Below are 16,682 nucleotides of genomic sequence, written 5' to 3' on the forward strand. Positions count from 1 at the left end.
GACGGCATGGAGATGCCGAGGAGTGAACGGTCGCAGGACAGTCCCCCGCACGTCCTGATCGTGGGACAGGACGGGTCGGCGGTCGGCGACGCCGATGACGAGTCGCGCGAGGTCCCGGTGACGGAAATGGTCGAACAGCCCGCCAAGGTCATGCGGATCGGCAGCATGATCAAGCAACTCCTGGAAGAGGTACGCGCCGCGCCCCTCGACGAGGCGAGCCGGGTCAGGCTCAAGGACATCCACGCCGCCTCCGTGAAGGAGCTGGAGGACGGCCTGGCGCCCGAGCTCGTGGAGGAACTGGAGCGCCTGTCCCTGCCGTTCACCGAGGAGGCCATCCCCTCGGAGGCCGAACTGCGGATCGCGCAGGCACAGTTGGTCGGCTGGCTGGAAGGCCTCTTCCACGGCATCCAGACCGCTCTGTTCGCGCAGCAGATGGCCGCGCGGGCCCAGTTGGAGCAGATGCGCCGCGCCCTGCCGCCGGGCGGCCACCACGACGACGAGGAAGACGGCAACCACGGCGCGATCCGCTCGGGCCCCTACCTCTAGCGCGTGTTGCGCGAACCCCCGGGCCCGGCCCGCGCCTTCGGACGCGGCCGGGCTCCGCTCTTCTGGCCCGCGGGCGTTCGAGGCGCGGGGGTCAGGGGGCGGTCTTCGAGCCCCGCCGGCGTTCGAGGCGCGGGGCCGGGGGCGGAGCCCCGGCAGTGGCGGCGGCCGCCGGGCAGGCGACAGGCGGCATCCGGCTCACGGCCGGGAACACGGGCCGCGCATACTCATGGGCATGAGTTACGACGCGATCGTGCTGGCCGGCGGTGCCGCTCGGCGACTCGGCGGGGCGGACAAGCCCGCGCTGAGCGTCGGCGGACGGGCGCTCCTCGACCGCGTCCTCGACGCCTGCCCGGACGCCTTGCGCACCGTCGTGGTCGGCGGCCGCCGGCCCACGGCACGCCCCGTGCGGTGGACCCGGGAGGACCCGCCCGGGGGCGGCCCCGTCGCCGCGCTGGACGCCGGGCTGCGCGACACCACCGCCGGGCTGGTCCTCGTACTCTCCGCGGACCTGCCGTTCCTGGACCGGGAGACCGTACGGGCCCTGCTGGCCGCCGCCAACGCGCCCGGCACGGACGGAGCGGTGCTGCGGGATCCCGAGGGCCGTGACCAGCCGCTGGTCGCCGCCTACCGGGCCGAGCCCCTGCGCCGTGAGGTCGCGCTGCTCGCCACCGAGCACGGCGCTCTCGCCGGGCTCCCGCTGCGCGCGCTCACCGCCGAACTGGAGCTGGCTCAAGTCGAGGCGCAGCCCCTCGCCGCGTTCGACTGCGACACCTGGGACGATCTCTCCGCCGCCCGCGCCCGGATCAGGGAGCATGGAACCGTGCTGGACCAATGGATCACCGCCGTCAAGAGCGAGCTGGGCATCGACCTCGCCGTCGACACCAAGACCCTGCTCGACCTCGCCCGGGACGCCGCCCACGGCGTCGCCCGGCCCGCCGCCCCGCTGACCACCTTCCTGGTCGGCTACGCGGCCGCCCATGCCGCAGCCACCGGCGCCGACCCCGCCCAGGCCGTCGCCGAGGCCTCCCGCAAGGCCGCCGACCTGGCGCTGCGCTGGGCCGCCGAAGCGGAGGCCGACACCGCCACCGGAGGGAACGGCTCGGGATGATCCCCACGAACTCCGCCGAACAGGCCCTCGACGAAGCCCTGGCCCTGGTCAGCCGTACCCCGGAAGGCGGCGGCGGGGGCACCCACCGGGCCGCCTCCTGGCCGCAGGCCCGGGACGCCGCCGCGCAGGCCGGCGCCGGGGTGCGGGCCCGTACCCATGACGTGCCCCTCGGGGATGCCATCGGCGAGGTCCTGGCCGCCGCCCTGGACGCGCTGACCGACCTGCCGTCCTTCGACACCTCCGCCATGGACGGCTGGGCCGTGGCCGGTCCCGGCCCGTGGCACGTCCGCCCCGGCGACGGCATCCTGGCCGGCTCCGGCCGACCGGATCCGCTCGCCGACGGCGAGGCCGTCCGGATCGCCACCGGCGCCCGGATCCCCGCCGACACCACCGCGGTCGTCCGCAGCGAGCACTGCACCGAGGCGGGCGGGCAGCTCTTCGCCGACCGGCCCGTCGGCACCGGCCAGGACATCCGCCCGCGCGGCCAGGAATGCCGCTCGGGGGACCTGCTGCTGCCCGCCGGCTCGCTGGTCACCCCCGCCGTGCTCGGCCTCGCCGCGGCCGCGGGGTACGACCGGGTGACCACCCGGCCCCGCCCCCGCGTGGAGATCCTGGTGCTCGGCGACGAACTCCTCACCGAGGGCCGCCCACACGACGGGCTGATCCGCGACGCCCTCAGCCCCATGCTGGGGCCGTGGCTCACCCGTCTGGGCGCCGAGGTCACCGGCACCCGGACGCTCGGCGACGACCCCGACGGGGCCGCGGCCCTGCTGGAGGCCGTCACCACGTCCACCGCCGATGTCGTGGTCACCACCGGCGGCACCGCCTCCGGCCCCGTCGACCACGTCCACCCCGTCCTGGAGAAGGCCGGCGCCCGGCTGCTCGTCGACGGAGTGGCGGTCCGTCCGGGCCACCCGATGCTGCTCGCGCGGATCGGCGACCGGGCGGACGGGCGCCACGTGGTCGGGCTTCCGGGCAACCCCCTCGCCGCCGTCTCCGGGCTGCTGACCCTCGCCGAGCCGCTGCTGCGCGCCCTGGCGGGCCGCCGCCCGCGCCCGCGCTACACGGCGCCGGTGCACGGCGACGTCCCGGGCCACCCGCACGACACCCGGCTGGTCCCCGTCCGGCTCGACGACGAGCACGCCGTGCCCCTGCGCTACCACGGCCCCGCGATGCTGCGCGGCGTGGCGGCCGCGGACGCGCTGGCCGTCGTACCGCCCAGGGGCGCCCGATCGGGCCAGGAGCTGGAAGTCCTCGACCTGCCGTGGGCTTCGGGAGGATGTTTCACGTGAAACTGCCCGGACATGACGCCATGGCCCGCGGGGCGGACGAAAAGCTCGTCTCCCGCCGCATCAAGCTGCCCAAGCGCATCGTCGAGCATCCGCTGCGGCAGGTAGCCAAGCGCCTGTTGATGGCCCTGTTCGTCCTCTTCCTCACGGTCTTCATCGTGTGGCTGGACCGCGACGGCTACCACGACAACGCCAACGAGACGGTCGATCTCCTCGACTGCTTCTACTACGCCACGGTGACGCTGTCCACGACCGGCTACGGCGACATCGTGCCCTACAGCGACAGCGCACGGCTGATCAACATCCTGCTGATCACGCCGCTGCGCGTGCTGTTCCTGATCATCCTCGTCGGTACCACCCTCGAAGTCCTGACGGAGCGCACGAGGGAAGAGTGGCGGCTGAAGCGCTGGAGGAAGAACTTGCGCGAGCACACGGTCGTCGTCGGCTTCGGCACGAAGGGCCGCTCGGCCCTTCTGACCCTGCTGGCCACCGGCCTCTCACGGGAACAGGTGGTCGTCGTCGACCCCAGCGCCAAGGTCATCGACATGGCCAACGCCGAGGGGTTCACGGGTGTGGTGGGCGACGCCACCCGCTCGGACGTCCTGCTCCGCGCCGAGCTCCAGAAGGCCCGTCAGGTCGTCATCGCCACCCAGCGCGACGACACCGCGGTCCTGGTCACGCTGACCGCCCGGCAGCTCAACCGCGGAGCGAAGATCGTCGCCGCGGTGCGCGAGGAGGAGAACGCCCCCCTGCTGCGCCAGTCCGGGGCCGACGCGGTCATCACGAGCGCGAGCGCCGCCGGCCGGCTGCTGGGCCTGTCGGTGCTCAGCCCCAGCGCGGGCACCGTGATGGAGGACCTGATCCAGCAGGGCAGCGGCCTGGACCTCATCGAACGGCCCGTCCGCAAGGCCGAGGTCGGCAAGTCGGTGCGCGACACCGACGACCTGGTCGTGAACGTCCTCCGCGGCCATCGGCTGCTCCCGTACGACGACCCGCACGCCAGCCCCCTCCAGCTGACGGACCGTCTCATCACCATCGTGCGGGCGGTTCCGTCCACCGCCGCGAGGACGATACTGGGTCCTGCCGAGTAGCCGCGCCGTGGCGTAGCCTCCGGGCCATGCATGCGATCACCATCGAGCAGCCCGGCGGCCCCGAAGCCCTCGTCTGGGCCGACGTTCCCGATCCGGTACCGGGCGAGGGCGAGGTCCTCGTCGAGGTCGCGGCAAGCGCCGTGAACCGCGCCGACGTCCTCCAGCGGCAGGGCTTCTACGATCCGCCGCCGGGCGCCTCGCGCCTTCCGGGGCTGGAGTGCTCCGGGCGGATCGCCGCCGTCGGGGCGGGGGTCTCGGGCTGGGCGGTGGGCGACGAGGTCTGCGCCCTGCTGGCCGGCGGCGGCTACGCGCAGCGGGTAGCGGTGCCGGCCGGGCAGCTGCTGCCGGTCCCTCCGGGGGTGGACCTGGTGACGGCCGCGGCGCTGCCCGAGGTCGTCACGACGGTGTGGTCCAACGTGTTCATGGTGGCCGGGCTGCGCCCCGGCGAAACCCTGCTGGTGCACGGCGGGGCCAGCGGCATCGGGACGATGGCGATCCAGCTGGGCAAGGCGGTGGGCGCGACGGTCGCCGTCACGGCCGGCGGCCCGGACAAGCTGGCCCGCTGCAAGGAGTTGGGCGCGGACGTCCTCGTCGACTACCGCGAGCAGGACTTCGTCGCCGCGGTACGGGACGCTACGGGTGGGGCCGGGGCGGACGTGATCCTGGACATCATGGGCGCCAAGTACCTTTCGCGGAACGTGGACGCCCTCGCCGTGAACGGCCGGCTCGCGGTGATCGGGCTCCAGGGCGGGGTGAAGGGCGAGCTGAACCTGGGCGCGCTGCTGGCGAAGCGGGCGGCGATCACGGCCACGTCGCTGCGGGCGCGGCCGCTGGAGGAGAAGGCGGCGATCGTGGCCGCCGTGCGCGAGCACGTGTGGCCGCTCGTGGCCGCCGGCCGGGTGCGGCCGGTGGTCCACGCGGCGTTCCCGATGCGGGACGCCGCCGAGGCCCACCGGGTCATGGAGGCGGGCACGCACGTGGGCAAACTGCTGCTCACGGTGTGAGCGCGAGCGGCGGGCGGCACCGCTGCGGGCCCCGGGGCACTTGGCCCCGGGGCCGCCACGGCTACAGCGTGCGCAGCAGTACCGCCGGGGACTCCACGCAGTCCGCGACGTAGCGGAGGAAGCCGCCCGCCGTGCCGCCGTCGCAGACCCGGTGGTCGAAGGTCAGCGACAGCTGGACGACCTTGCGCACCGCCAGCTGCCCCTCGTGGACCCACGGCTTGTCGATGATCCGGCCGACGCCGAGCATCGCCGCTTCCGGGTGGTTGATGATCGGCGTGGAGCCGTCGACCCCGAAGACCCCGTAGTTGTTCAGGGTGAAAGTGCCGCCCGTCAGGTCCGCCGGGGCCAGCTTGCCCGCGCGGGCGAGCTCGGTCAGCCGTGCGAACTCCGCCGACAGCGACTCCGGATTGCGGCCCTGGGCGTCCCGGACGACCGGGACCACCAGACCCCGCTCGGTCTGCGCGGCGAAGCCGAGGTGCACCGAGGGGAGCCGGACGATCTCCTTGGCCGCCAGGTCCACGGTGGAGTTCAGCTCCGGGTACTTGGCCAGCGCGGCCGTGCAGATCCGGGCCAGCAGCGCGAGGACCGAGATCTTGGGGCCATCCACGGCGTTCATCGCGGCCCGGGCCGCCATCAGCTCGGTGGCGTCCGCGTCGACCCAGCAGGTGGCGTCCGGGATCTCGCGGCGGCTGCGCGACAGCTTCTCGGCGACCGCGCCGCGCAGCCCCTTGAGCGGGATCCGCTCACCCTGCGCCGCCACCGCGACCGCCGCGGGGGCGGGAGCGGCGGCCGGGGCGGGCTCGCGCAGTGCGGCCAGGGCCGCCTCGACGTCGGCGCGCAGGATCAGGCCCTCCGGGCCCGAGCCGTGCAGCGCGCGCAGGTCCACCCCGTGGTCCTTGGCGAGCTTGCGCACCAGCGGCGAGATGACGGGCACCGGCCCGGCGTGAACGGCCGGAGCGGCAGGAACGACCGGAGCGGCCGGAGCGGCAGCGGCGGCCGGAGCCGCCGCTGCGGGCGCGGGGGCCGCGACCGGCGCCGACACCGCGGCGGTGACGGGTCGCACCCGTCGCCGGCGCGCCGGGCGCGAGTGGTCCGAGCCGTAGCCGATCAGCGGCCGGGGAGCCTCGCCGGAGCCTTCGGACTCGGCGGCCTCGGCCGCCTCCGCGGCCCCGGCGGGCATCGACTGCGCACCCACCGCCACAGTGATCAGCGGGGCGCCGACCGGCAGTTCCTCGCCCTCCTCCCCGAAGCGGGCGGTGACCACTCCGCCGTACGGGCAGGGCACCTCCACCATCGCCTTGGCCGTCTCGACCTCGACGACCGGCTGGTCGATGGCGACGACATCGCCCACCGCCACCAGCCAGCGCACGATCTCGGCCTCGGTCAGACCCTCACCGAGGTCGGGCAGCTTGAATTCCATGACCTGCGGCATCAGTTCTCCCACTGCAGGCGGGCCACGGCGTCGAGGATCCGTTCGACACCGGGCAGGTGGTGCTTCTCCAGCATCGGCGGCGGGTAGGGGATGTCGAAGCCCGTCACCCGCAGCACCGGGGCCTCCAGGTGGTGGAAGCACCGCTCGGTGACCCGGGCGGCGATCTCCGCGCCCGGCCCGCCGAAGCCGCCGGCCTCGTGGACGACGACCGCGCGCCCGGTGCGGCGTACGGATGCCACGACCGTCTCCTCGTCGAAGGGGACCAGGGAGCGCAGGTCCACGACCTCCAGGTCCCAGCCCTCCTCCCGGGCCGCCTCGGCCGCCTCCAGGCAGACCGGCAGCGACGGGCCGTAGGTGATCAGGGTGGCGCTCGTACCCGTCCGGCGGACGAGGGCCTTGCCGATGCCCGGGACGGCCGCCGGCGCCTGCGGCGACCAGTCGGCCTTCGACCAGTACAGCCGCTTCGGCTCCAGGAAGACCACCGGGTCGTCGCTCGCGATCGACGCGCGCAGCAGCCCGTAGGCGTCCTCGACGGTCGCCGGGGTGACCACCGTCAGGCCGGGCGTCGCCACGTAGTACGCCTCGGAGGAGTCGCAGTGGTGCTCCACGCCGCCGATGCCGCCGCCGTACGGCACGCGGATGGTGATCGGCAGCGGCATGGCGCCGCGGGTGCGGTTGCGCATCTTCGCCACGTGCGAGATCAGCTGCTCGAAAGCCGGATAGGCGAAGGCGTCGAACTGCATCTCCACCACAGGCCGCAGCCCGTACATGGCCATGCCGACCGCCGTACCCAGGATCCCGGCCTCGGCGAGGGGGGTGTCCGTGCAGCGGTCCTCGCCGAACTCCTTGGCCAGGCCGTCCGTGATGCGGAAGACGCCGCCGAGTGTGCCGACGTCCTCGCCCATGACGTGGACCGTCGGGTCCTCGGCCATCGCGTCGCGCATCGCCCGCGTCAGGGCCTGCGCCATCGTCGCGGGCTTGGCCCCCGTCTTCGCGGACTTCGCCGCCACCGTCGTCACGCCTGGTCCTCGGCTTCCAGCTCGGCACGGAGCATGGCCGCCTGCTCGCGCAGGCGGTCCGTCTGCTCCGCGTAGACATGCGCGAACAGGTCCATCGGATCCACCACCGGATCGGCGTTCATCCCGTCGCGCAGGGACGCCGCCATCGCCTCGGCCTCGTCGCGCGCGGCCGTGATGCCCGCCTCGTCGAGGATTCCGCGCGCGGTCAGCTCGCGCTCCAGCAGGACGATCGGGTCGTGTGCCTTCCACGCCTCGACCTCCGCGTCACCGCGGTAGCGCGTCGCGTCGTCGGCGTTGGTGTGCGCCTCCATGCGGTACGTGACGGCCTCGATCAGCGTCGGGCCGCCGCCGGAGCGGGCCCGCCGGACGGCCTCGGACAGCACCTCGTGCATCGCGGCGATGTCGTTGCCGTCGACCAGCCGGCCCGGCATGCCGTATCCGACGGCCTTGTGGGCCAGCGTCGGGGCGGCGGTCTGCTTGGCGAGCGGGACGGAGATCGCGAAGCCGTTGTTCTGCACGAGGAAGACCACGGGGGCCTTCCACACGGCGGCGAAGTTCAGCGCCTCGTGGAAGTCGCCCTCACTGGTGCCGCCGTCGCCGACCATGGCGAGGGCGACGACGTCGTCGCCGCGCAGCCGCGCCGCGTGCGCCAGGCCCACCGCGTGCGGCAGCTGGGTGGCGAGCGGGGTCGAGAGGGGGGCTATGCGGTGCTCGCGCGGGTCGTAGCCGGTGTGCCAGTCGCCGCGCAGCAGGGTCAGCGCCTGTACGGGGTCCAGTCCGCGCGCCACGGCCGCCAGGGTGTCGCGGTAGCTCGGGAAGAGCCAGTCCTGCTCTTCCAGGACCATCGCGGCGGCGATCTCGCAGGCCTCCTGGCCGACGGTGGAGGGGTACACGGCGAGCCGGCCCTGCTTGGTGAGCGCCGTGGCCTGGGCGTTGTAGCGACGGCCGCGGACCAGCTCGGCGTAGCACCGGCGCATCAGCGCGGGGTCGAGGCGGTCGGCCGCCTCGGTGCCCAGCACGCGGTAGGGCTCGGCGTCCGGAAGCAGCGGGGCGGCGTCCGTACGGGGCCTCCAGGCGGGCGGCGGGGTGGGACGGTGGGACGCACCGGCACCGGGCAGCTCTTGGACCGTCATGGCGGCGTACACCTCCTCGTGGGAAGCGGGCAGGGGTGGCCCCGGATGTGAGGCCCCTCACCTACCGATTGTTCGGTTGCCTGCGCATTTTGGCTACAGGCGGCTCCAGGCTGTGGACAAACTGGCGCCGGGGCCCTGGGATGGATGCAGGACGTCCAGGAGAGGGAGGCATCGGGCAATGCCGGATGAACAAATGGCCGCGGCCGGTTCCGCACCGGTTCCACCTGGGGGCGCACCGGGAGCCTCCGCGGCCCCTCCCGTCGCACCACGGCCCCTGGACCCGATCGACCGGTCGATCATGCGGCTGCTGCAGGCGGACGGCCGGGCCTCCATACGCTCCGTGGCCGAGCAGGTCCACGTCTCGCGGGCGAACGCGTACGCGCGGATCAACCGGCTCATCGACGACGGGGTGATCCGCGGCTTCACTGCACGCGTCAACCACGAGCGCGCGGGCCAGGGCGCCTCCGCCTACATCACCCTGAAGATCGTCCAGAACTCCTGGCGAACGGTCCGCGAACAGCTGCGCGAGCTCCCCGGCGCCGCGCACATCGCCCTGGTCAGCGGCGACTTCGACGTCCTGCTCCTCGTGCACACCCCGGACAACCGGACCCTGCGCGAGCTGGTCCTGACCCGCCTCCAGGCCATCCCGGAGGTCCTGTCGACGCGCACCCTGCTGGTCTTCGAGGAAACCGACCTCCTCGCCCCCGGCCCGGGCCCCTCGGGCGGCCCGGCGGCAATCGCCGAGGAGTAGGGGGCGTCCGGGTGACAGGGCGGCGCGGTGCGACCGTTTGCGCCGGTCCGGGAGCGGGCCGACACGGCCGGCACCCGGACCGCCGGTGTGGCTGTCGGGCGGCCGGCGGGTGGTCAGCGGGTGGTGCGCAGGCCGTCGAAGGCCATGTGGACGACCGCGTCCGCCAGCTGTTCGGGGCCGGTGCCCGGGTGTGGGCGGTACCACTCGACCAGCGAGTTCACCATGCCGAAGAGGAGGCGGGTGGCGAGGCGGATGTCCACGTCCGCCCGCAGGTCGCCGTCCGCGGCGGCGGCCTTCAGCAGCTCCGCCACCTGGTGGTCGAACTCCCGGCGGCGCTCAAGCGCCCACCTCTCGGTGCGGGTGTTGCCCCGGACCCGCAGCAGCAGCGTCACGTACGGCAGCTCGCCGACCAGCACCTCGACCGTGCGGCGCGTGACGTACTCGACGCGCTCGACGGCCCGGCCGCGGACCGCCCCCGGCTCCTCCAGCACCGCGAAGAGCCCGTCGAGGGCCCGGCTGACGGCTCGCCGCAGCAGCTCCTCCTTGCCCGTGACGTGGTGGTAGATCGAGGACTTCGAGATGCCCGCGGCCTTGGACAGGTGCTCCATCGAGGTGCCGTCGTAGCCGCGCTCGTTGAAGACCTGCACGGCCACGGACAGCAGCGTCTCGGGGGTGTAGGTGTCGCGCTTGACCGTGGTCACAGCGTGCCCTCCTCGTCGCCCGCCGCGTAGCCCAGCTTGAACAGCGCCAGCGAGGGCGCGTACCGGCCGCCGGGGCAGCGCTCGTCGAGGTGGTGCAGCAGGTCGTAGGCCCAGTCCCGGCCGAGCCGGTCGTGCCATTCGGAGGGGCCCAGCGGGTAGTTGACGCCGAGCCGCATCGCGGTGTCGATGTCCTCGGCGGAGGCCACGCCCCGGGCCACGGCGTCGGCGGTGAGGTCGATCAGCATCGCCACGGTCCGGGCGACGATCATGCCGGGGACGTCGCCGATGACGGAGACCTGCTTGCCGAGCTTCTGGAAGAGGCCGATCGCCTCGGCGAGGGTGCGCTCGCTGGTGTCCTCGCTCGCGGAGAGGGCGATCCGGGTGGCGCCCCGGTAGTCGAGCGCGAGGTCGAAGTAGACGACGTCGGCGAACTCGACGGAGGTCTTGCCGTCCGCGAGGACGAGCTGGCCCTCGCCGGGCAGCTGGATGTACGGGCCGCCCTGCTCGGCGGCCGTGACCGCGATCCCGGCCTCCTGGAGCAGGTCGGCCAGTTCGGCGGCGGGGCCGAGGTCGCCGACGACGGTCACCTTGTCGGGGGCCTCCTCGGGCCCGGCGGTGTGCGGCTGCGCGGCGACCGCGTCGGGGCCGTACGGGAACCAGCCGTGCCCCGACTTGCGGCCCAGGCGGCCCGACTGGACCAGCCGGCGCTGCGCGAGCGACGGGGTGAACTTGGGGCTGCGGAAGAAGGACTCCCACACGGAGCGGGTCACGGCCTCGTTGACGTCCTGGCCGATCAGGTCGGTCAGGGCGAAGGGCCCCATCTTGAAGCCGCCGCTCTCGCGGAGCACGGCGTCGATGGTGGCCGGGTCGGCGCCCTGCTCCTCGTACACCGCGAAGGCCTCGGCGTAGAAGGGGCGGGCGATCCGGTTGACGATGAAGCCGGGGGTGTCGGCGCAGCGCACCGGCGTCTTGCCCCAGCCGAGGACCGTGCGGTAGGCGCGCTCGGCGGCGTCCGGGTCGGTCGCGGAGCCGCTGACCACCTCGACGAGCGGGAGCAGCGGGGCCGGGTTGAAGAAGTGCAGGCCGAGGAAGCGGCCGGGGTGTGCGAGACCGGCGGCGAGCTCGGTGACGGAGAGGGAGGAGGTGTTCGTGGCGAGCAGCGCGTCCGGCTCCAGCACGTCTTCGAGCGCGGCGAAGAGGGTCTGCTTGATCCCGACGTTCTCGACGACGGCCTCGATGACGAGGGCGGCCCCGGCGAGGTCGGCGAGGGCCCCGGCGGGGGCGATCCGGCCGACCGCCTCCGCGGCCTCGGCCCGGTCCAGACGGCCCTTCGCGGCCATCCGCTCGACACGGTCCTGCACGATGGCGACGCCGCCGGAGGCGAGCGCGGCATCGATGTCGTAGATCAGCACACGGTGGCCGGCGAGAAGGGCCACCTGGGCGATGCCCTGGCCCATCGTGCCCGCTCCGACGACCGCCACAGTGCGGGACCGCTCGATTGCTGTCATGTCCTGATCCTCCCGCACCGACTTTTCCACAGGCCCGCCGGGCCCTCTTGTCCCGACCGATCGTTCGGTTACTCTAACTCCAGTCTGCTCTCCTTCGCCCGGCTCAACGAGGAGTTGGTCCCTGATGGCCGCCGAGCTCACCGTCCCCCAGCTGTCCGCCAAGCACCGGCCCACCCTGGACCAGGCCCTGTCGGCGATCCGCAGCCGCGCCTACTGGTCCCCGCATCCCGAACACCCCAAGGCGTACGGCGAGACCGCCCCGGCCGACGGGCTGGCCGCCTTCGAAGCGCTCCGCGGCACCCGGCTGGACCTCGGCCAGCCCGGCACCGACGGCTTCACGGGCGCGGAGAAGTCCCCGTACGGCCTGGACCTCGGCGTCGAGTACCCGCACGTGGACGTGGACATGCTGCTGCCCGCGATGAAGGCCGGCATGGCCGCCTGGCGCGACGCGGGTCCGGAGGCACGCGCCCTGGTCTGCATCGAGATCCTGGCCCGCATCTCGGCCCGCACCCACGAGTTCGCGCACGCGGTCATGCACACCAGCGGCCAGGCCTTCATGATGGCGTTCCAGGCGGGCGGCCCCCACGCGCAGGACCGCGGCCTGGAGGCCGTGGCGTACGCGTACGAGGAGCAGACCCGGGTCCCGGGGCAGGCCGACTGGTCGAAGCCGCAGGGCAAGAAGGACCCGCTGGAGCTCGGAAAGACCTTCACCGCGGTCCCCCGCGGCATCGCCCTCATGATCGGCTGCAACACCTTCCCGACCTGGAACGGCTACCCGGGCCTGTTCGCCTCGCTGGCCACCGGCAACCCGGTGCTGGTCAAGCCGCACCCGCGGGCCGTGCTGCCGCTCGCGCTGACCGTGCAGGTGGCGCGCGAGGTCCTGGCGGAGACGGGCTTCGACCCGAACCTGGTCGCGCTCGCGGTCGAGCGCCCGGGCGAGGGCATCGCCAAGGACCTCGCCGTCCGCCCCGAGATCAAGCTGATCGACTACACGGGCTCCACGGAGTTCGGCGACTGGCTGGAGGCCAACGCCCGCCAGGCGCAGGTCTACACGGAGAAGGCGGGCGTCAACACCGTCGTCCTGGACTCCACCGACAACTACAAGGGGATGCTGGCCAACCTGGCCTTCTCCCTGTCGCTCTACAGCGGCCAGATGTGCACCACCCCGCAGAACCTGCTCATCCCGCGCGACGGCATCGCCACGGACGCCGGCCACAAGTCCTACGACGAGGTCGTGGCCGACCTGGCGGCCTCGGTGGGCGGCCTGCTCGGCGACGACGCCCGGGCCAACGCGCTGCTCGGCGCCCTGGTCAACCCGGACGTCAAGGCCCGCCTGGAGGCGGCGGCCGAGCTCGGCGAGGTCGCGCTGGCCTCCCGCGAGGTCGCCAACCCCGAGTTCCCGGACGCGGTGGTCCGTACGCCGGTGATGGTCAAGCTGGACGCCGGCAAGCCGGACGCGGACGCGCCCTTCCTGTCCGAGTGCTTCGGCCCGGTCTCCTTCGCGGTGGCCGTCGACTCCACGGCGGACGCGCTGGAGCTGCTGCGCCGCACCGTGCGGGAGAAGGGCGCCATGACGGTGGGCGCCTACACCACCTCCGCGGACACCGAGCGGGCGGTCGAGGAGGTCTGCCTGGAGGAGTCCGCGCAGCTCTCCCTGAACCTGACGGGCGGGGTCTACGTCAACCAGACGGCGGCCTTCTCGGACTTCCATGGCTCCGGCGGCAACCCCGCGGCCAACGCCGCGCTGTGCGACGGCGCCTTCGTCGCGAACCGCTTCCGCGTGGTGGAGGTCCGCCGCCAGGCGTAGCCGGTGCGCCCCCGCTCAGGCGTCGGAGGCGCCGGGCGGGGGTCCGCCCCAGTGGAAGAGGGCCATGGCCACGCTGGTGGCGAGGTTGTAGCTGGAGACCTGGGGCCGCATCGGCAGCGACACCAGGTGGTCGGCCCGCGCGCGCAGCTCGGGGGAGATCCCGTGCCGCTCCGAGCCGAAGGCCAGCAGCGCGTCGTCCGGGAGGGTGAGGCCGCGGATGTCCCCGCCCTCCGGGTCGAGCGCGTACAGCGGCCCCGGCGGCAGCTCGTCGAGGGCGAGGCGCTCGACGGTGGTGGCGTAGTGCAGTCCGGCGCCGGCCCGGACGACGTTCGGGTGCCAGGGGTCGAGATCGCCCCGGGTCACCACCCCGGTGGCGCCGAAACCGGCGGCGAGGCGGACGACGGCTCCGACGTTGCCGAGGTTGCGCGGGTTGTCGAGGACGACGACGGGCGCGGGCCTGGGCGTCCGCCGCAGGCCCGCGAGGCCCGCGGCGCGGTCGGGCCGTACGGCGAGGGCCGCGACGCCGGTGGGGTGGACGCGGGGCAGCAGTTCCCTGAGCACGGCCGGCCGTACCAGGCGGACCACGTCGGCCTCCACGTCGGGCGCCAGCTCCCGGGCCAGTGCCCGTACGGCGCCGGGATCGTCGGCGACGGCCATGCGCACGTCCGCTCCGAAGCGCAGGGCGTGCTTGAGCGCGTGGAACCCGTCGAGGAGCACGAGGTCCCCGCGCCCGACGCCCTCCCGCCACTGCCGCACCGTCTCGTCCCCACCCACCCGCTCAGTCACCCCCCGACCCTACGCCCGGTCCCAGCCCCGTCGGCGTTCGAGTCGCGGGAGCCCGCCCATCAGCCCCCACCGGCGCCCGAAGCGCGGCAGCCCGCACACCAGCCCCCACCGGCGCCCGAAGCGCGGAAGTCCGCACACCAGCCCCCGCCGGCGCCCGACGCACCGAAGCCCGCACACCAGCCCCACCGGCACCCATCGCACGGAAGCCCGCACATCAGCCCCACCGGCACCCATCGCACGCAAGCCCGCACATCAGCCCCCACCGGCACCCATCGCACGGAAGCCCGCACACCAGCCCCGCCGGCACCCATCGCACGGAAGCCCGCACACCAGCCCCGCCGGCACCCATCGCACGGAAGCCCGCACATCAGCCCCCACCGGCACCCGCCGCAAGGGGACCGCACATCAGCCCCCGCCGGCGCCCGAAGCGCGGGAGCCCGCACATGCAGCCTCGCCGGCGTTTGAGGCGCGGGGGTACGGGGGCGGAGCCCCCGGTCTTTCAGCCCGTCCGGGGCGCGAGGGCCGGATCCGGGTCCGGATCGGGGTCCGGGTCCGGGCGGGGCCCGGTTGCGGGAAGGCGCGGGGCGGGGGAAGGCACCGCAGGGCCCCGCCGGAACCGCCGCCCGACCACCCTCGCCCCGAGCCACACCAGGAACCCGGTCGGCAGGAACACCGCATCGGCGGCGATCATCGCCAGCGAGAAGAACGGCAGCCCCAGCAGCACCGCGATCCCCGCGTGCTCCAGCATCATCAGGACCAGCAGCACGTTCTTGATCCGCCGGTTGAAGAGCGTGAACGGGAAGGCCACCTGCACCGCCACCGTTCCGTACGACAGCAGCATCACCAGGGTCCCGCTGCCCGCCAGCAGCGCCGACAGCGCCGGCCACGGGCTGAAGTAGTCCAGCGCCAGGGGGTAGTACAGCGCCGTGCCGTCCTGCCACCGCGAGCCCTGGATCTTGTACCAGCCGGCCGTCGCGTAGATCAGGCAGACCTCCGCCATGATCACCAGCATGCCCGCGTTGTGCAGCAGGTTGGCCAGGACGTCCAGGACCGCCCGGCCCTCGCCCTCCGGCTCGTAGCGGTCGACCAGCCACCACAGCCCGCAGAGCACCCACACCGCGGCGAATCCCGCGAGCCAGCCGTCGCTGAACCGCCCGGTGGCCGCTCCGTAGGCGAAGACCGCCGCCAGCACACACCACAGCACCGGTCCGGCCCGCCCCGCCGACGCGGAGCCCCGCGTACGCGCCCTGCGCGCGTCCAGCGACCACACCTGCGCGCACCGGGTCAGCACCAGGTAGATCGCCATCAGGTGGATGACGTTGTCGCCGCCGTCGCCCATGAACACGCTGCGGTTCTGCAGGGAGAGCACGCCCACCATGAACACCGTGGACGTGGCGCGCGTCCGCCAGCCCAGCAGCAGGGCGGCGCTCGCCAGCACGGCCACCGCGTAGACGGTCTCGAACCACAGGGTCGAGCCGGACCAGGTCGCGACGGTGAAGGCGCCGTTGGAGTCGAGCAGCCGCTTCGCCAGGCCCTGGCTCCACGGCCCGTCCGGGCCGTACAGCTCGGCGCGGTGGGGGAACTCCCGCAGCAGGAAGAAGAGCCAGGTGCCGGCGAAGCCGATGCGTACGACGGCGCTCTGGTACGGCCCGAGCGCCTGCCCGCTGACCTTGGCGACGGCCCGGGCCAGTGCGGCGCGGGTCCGTCTCACACCTTCCACCACGGCAGCTCCCGGTAGTAGGTCTGGGTGTCGGTGGTCTCGGTGCTCCACTTCGGGGCGGGTACGGCCGTCGTCGCCGAGCGCAACTGGATCCGCAGGACGTGCCCGCCGCGGTGGTCGGGGGCGATCCGGTTCGTCGCGATGCGCCGCAGGTACTCCTCGGACAGCTCGCCGCGCTCGCCGACGGGCTTGTCGTCCTCGTCGTGCGAGCCGGTGTAGAAGTCCCAGGCCCGGCGCAGCTCGTTCTGCTCCGTGTGGCTCGGCAGGAGGCTGTGCCGGATCGCCGCCGCGTCCTCGGCGCTCAGGTCCCGCCAGCCCGTGGTGATCAGCTCGCCACCGGCGGTCCGCACCTCGGCGCGCACCTCCACGGCGATGTTCTGCTGGAGCGGGTTGGGCGCGAACAGCTTCCAGTTCTGTTCGAACTCGGGGTAGACCCAGGCGTCGATCGCCCCGGCGTGCTGCTTGCTCAGCGTGTTGGACGGGGCCACGTGCAGGAAGACCAGGCCGAGGTGCGCGCACACGGCCAGGCCGACGACGCCCAGGGCCAGGGCCGCCACGATCCGGTACGGGGTGGAGAGACCGACGATTCCGGGCGCCCTGGGGGAGGGCGGAGCGGCCGCTTCGGCGAGCTTGAGCCCGTTCGAATCCATCCCGCCCCGATCGTCCGGCGTCCACAGGGTTGACCACAGAGGTTGACACCCTACGGGCCGCCGTCTCACCATTGAAGCGAAGGAACCGAACGATCGGTCGGTCGGGTGGACGGACGACCGGCAAACACTGACAAGGG

At 73.7% G+C, this 16,682-nt stretch carries 15 protein-coding genes; 7 read left to right on the plus strand and 8 right to left on the minus strand.

Translation table 11 applies throughout. The annotated features are described in order from the left end of the window. Positions 1–6 precede the first annotated feature (6 nt). The 5 genes from BSL84_RS17535 (at position 7) to BSL84_RS17555 (ending at position 5,038) form a co-directional block, all read left to right on the plus strand. Complete coding sequence (locus BSL84_RS17535; RefSeq protein ID WP_030031928.1) at positions 7–546, plus strand: bacterial proteasome activator family protein; 540 nt, start codon at positions 7–9, stop codon at positions 544–546. A 232-nt stretch (positions 547–778) separates the two neighbouring features. After that, positions 779–1,654 (plus strand): NTP transferase domain-containing protein, encoded by an 876-nt coding sequence (locus tag BSL84_RS17540; protein WP_075972139.1) that lies wholly within the window; start codon positions 779–781, stop codon positions 1,652–1,654. Then, positions 1,651–2,946, plus strand: a complete 1,296-nt coding sequence (locus tag BSL84_RS17545; RefSeq protein WP_079273228.1) for a molybdopterin molybdotransferase MoeA — start codon at positions 1,651–1,653, stop codon at positions 2,944–2,946. Before BSL84_RS17540 ends, BSL84_RS17545 begins: the two co-directional genes overlap by 4 nt. Beyond that, on the plus strand, positions 2,934–4,034 hold the full coding sequence (locus BSL84_RS17550) for a potassium channel family protein (RefSeq protein WP_075970707.1): 1,101 nt from the start codon (positions 2,934–2,936) through the stop codon (positions 4,032–4,034). The genes BSL84_RS17545 and BSL84_RS17550 overlap by 13 nt, the downstream gene beginning before the upstream one ends. A gap of 26 nt (positions 4,035–4,060) precedes the next feature. After that, entirely contained in the window at positions 4,061–5,038 is a 978-nt protein-coding gene (locus BSL84_RS17555) for an NAD(P)H-quinone oxidoreductase (protein WP_030031463.1), read from the plus strand. Positions 5,039–5,099: 61 nt separating this feature from the next. Here the strand turns inward: BSL84_RS17555 and BSL84_RS17560 are convergent, their stop codons facing one another. The 3 genes from BSL84_RS17560 to pdhA are packed head-to-tail and all read right to left on the minus strand — an operon-like array spanning position 5,100 to position 8,622. Then, complete coding sequence (locus BSL84_RS17560; protein ID WP_075970708.1) at positions 5,100–6,470, minus strand: dihydrolipoamide acetyltransferase family protein; 1,371 nt, start codon at positions 6,468–6,470, stop codon at positions 5,100–5,102. After that, positions 6,470–7,438 carry an alpha-ketoacid dehydrogenase subunit beta gene (locus tag BSL84_RS17565; protein WP_199816086.1) on the minus strand — a complete coding sequence of 323 codons (969 nt, stop codon included), beginning with the start codon at positions 7,436–7,438 and terminating at the stop codon, positions 6,470–6,472. The genes BSL84_RS17560 and BSL84_RS17565 overlap by 1 nt, the downstream gene beginning before the upstream one ends. Before the next feature lie 47 nt (positions 7,439–7,485). Beyond that, positions 7,486–8,622 (minus strand): pyruvate dehydrogenase (acetyl-transferring) E1 component subunit alpha, encoded by a 1,137-nt coding sequence (pdhA, locus tag BSL84_RS17570; protein WP_030031255.1) that lies wholly within the window; start codon positions 8,620–8,622, stop codon positions 7,486–7,488. 178 nt (positions 8,623–8,800) lie between these two features. On the opposite strand from pdhA, the gene BSL84_RS17575 reads away from it, so the two are divergent. After that, positions 8,801–9,373 carry an Lrp/AsnC family transcriptional regulator gene (locus BSL84_RS17575; protein WP_075970709.1) on the plus strand — a complete coding sequence of 191 codons (573 nt, stop codon included), beginning with the start codon at positions 8,801–8,803 and terminating at the stop codon, positions 9,371–9,373. A 113-nt stretch (positions 9,374–9,486) separates the two neighbouring features. On the opposite strand, the gene BSL84_RS17580 is transcribed toward BSL84_RS17575, so the two are convergent. Together BSL84_RS17580 and BSL84_RS17585 are read right to left on the minus strand one after the other, a co-directional pair. Continuing rightward, the gene (locus tag BSL84_RS17580) at positions 9,487–10,074 is read right to left on the minus strand and encodes a TetR/AcrR family transcriptional regulator (RefSeq protein ID WP_030026926.1); all 588 of its coding nucleotides are present in this window, start codon (positions 10,072–10,074) and stop codon (positions 9,487–9,489) included. After that, positions 10,071–11,582 (minus strand): 3-hydroxyacyl-CoA dehydrogenase, encoded by a 1,512-nt coding sequence (locus BSL84_RS17585; protein ID WP_075970710.1) that lies wholly within the window; start codon positions 11,580–11,582, stop codon positions 10,071–10,073. The genes BSL84_RS17580 and BSL84_RS17585 overlap by 4 nt, the downstream gene beginning before the upstream one ends. Before the next feature lie 124 nt (positions 11,583–11,706). Between BSL84_RS17585 and paaN the strand changes: the two genes are divergently transcribed. After that, the gene (gene paaN, locus BSL84_RS17590; RefSeq protein ID WP_075970711.1) at positions 11,707–13,389 is read left to right on the plus strand and encodes a phenylacetic acid degradation protein PaaN; all 1,683 of its coding nucleotides are present in this window, start codon (positions 11,707–11,709) and stop codon (positions 13,387–13,389) included. A 15-nt stretch (positions 13,390–13,404) separates the two neighbouring features. On the opposite strand, the gene BSL84_RS17595 is transcribed toward paaN, so the two are convergent. From BSL84_RS17595 to BSL84_RS17605, 3 genes are all read right to left on the minus strand, one after another. Next, positions 13,405–14,175 (minus strand): TrmH family RNA methyltransferase, encoded by a 771-nt coding sequence (locus tag BSL84_RS17595; protein WP_376499062.1) that lies wholly within the window; start codon positions 14,173–14,175, stop codon positions 13,405–13,407. Positions 14,176–14,674: 499 nt separating this feature from the next. Further along, the gene (locus BSL84_RS17600; RefSeq protein WP_079273229.1) at positions 14,675–15,886 is read right to left on the minus strand and encodes an HTTM domain-containing protein; all 1,212 of its coding nucleotides are present in this window, start codon (positions 15,884–15,886) and stop codon (positions 14,675–14,677) included. Then, complete coding sequence (locus tag BSL84_RS17605; protein ID WP_075970713.1) at positions 15,883–16,545, minus strand: DUF5819 family protein; 663 nt, start codon at positions 16,543–16,545, stop codon at positions 15,883–15,885. Before BSL84_RS17605 ends, BSL84_RS17600 begins: the two co-directional genes overlap by 4 nt. Positions 16,546–16,682: the final 137 nt, after the last annotated feature.

Source organism: Streptomyces sp. TN58 (genome assembly GCF_001941845.1).
Taxonomy (GTDB): Bacteria; Actinomycetota; Actinomycetes; order Streptomycetales; family Streptomycetaceae; genus Streptomyces.

Coding starts and splice junctions, on each gene's coding strand:
- BSL84_RS17565 (WP_199816086.1), bottom strand. CDS start 7,438: ATGGCGCAGGCCCTGACGCGGGCGATGCGCGACGCGATGGCCGAGGAC.
- BSL84_RS17545 (WP_079273228.1), top strand. CDS start 1,651: ATGATCCCCACGAACTCCGCCGAACAGGCCCTCGACGAAGCCCTGGCC.
- BSL84_RS17585 (WP_075970710.1), bottom strand. CDS start 11,582: ATGACAGCAATCGAGCGGTCCCGCACTGTGGCGGTCGTCGGAGCGGGC.
- BSL84_RS17555 (WP_030031463.1), top strand. CDS start 4,061: ATGCATGCGATCACCATCGAGCAGCCCGGCGGCCCCGAAGCCCTCGTC.
- paaN (WP_075970711.1), top strand. CDS start 11,707: ATGGCCGCCGAGCTCACCGTCCCCCAGCTGTCCGCCAAGCACCGGCCC.
- BSL84_RS17550 (WP_075970707.1), top strand. CDS start 2,934: ATGTTTCACGTGAAACTGCCCGGACATGACGCCATGGCCCGCGGGGCG.
- BSL84_RS17575 (WP_075970709.1), top strand. CDS start 8,801: ATGCCGGATGAACAAATGGCCGCGGCCGGTTCCGCACCGGTTCCACCT.
- BSL84_RS17540 (WP_075972139.1), top strand. CDS start 779: ATGAGTTACGACGCGATCGTGCTGGCCGGCGGTGCCGCTCGGCGACTC.
- BSL84_RS17535 (WP_030031928.1), top strand. CDS start 7: ATGGAGATGCCGAGGAGTGAACGGTCGCAGGACAGTCCCCCGCACGTC.
- BSL84_RS17560 (WP_075970708.1), bottom strand. CDS start 6,470: ATGCCGCAGGTCATGGAATTCAAGCTGCCCGACCTCGGTGAGGGTCTG.
- BSL84_RS17605 (WP_075970713.1), bottom strand. CDS start 16,545: ATGGATTCGAACGGGCTCAAGCTCGCCGAAGCGGCCGCTCCGCCCTCC.
- pdhA (WP_030031255.1), bottom strand. CDS start 8,622: ATGACGGTCCAAGAGCTGCCCGGTGCCGGTGCGTCCCACCGTCCCACC.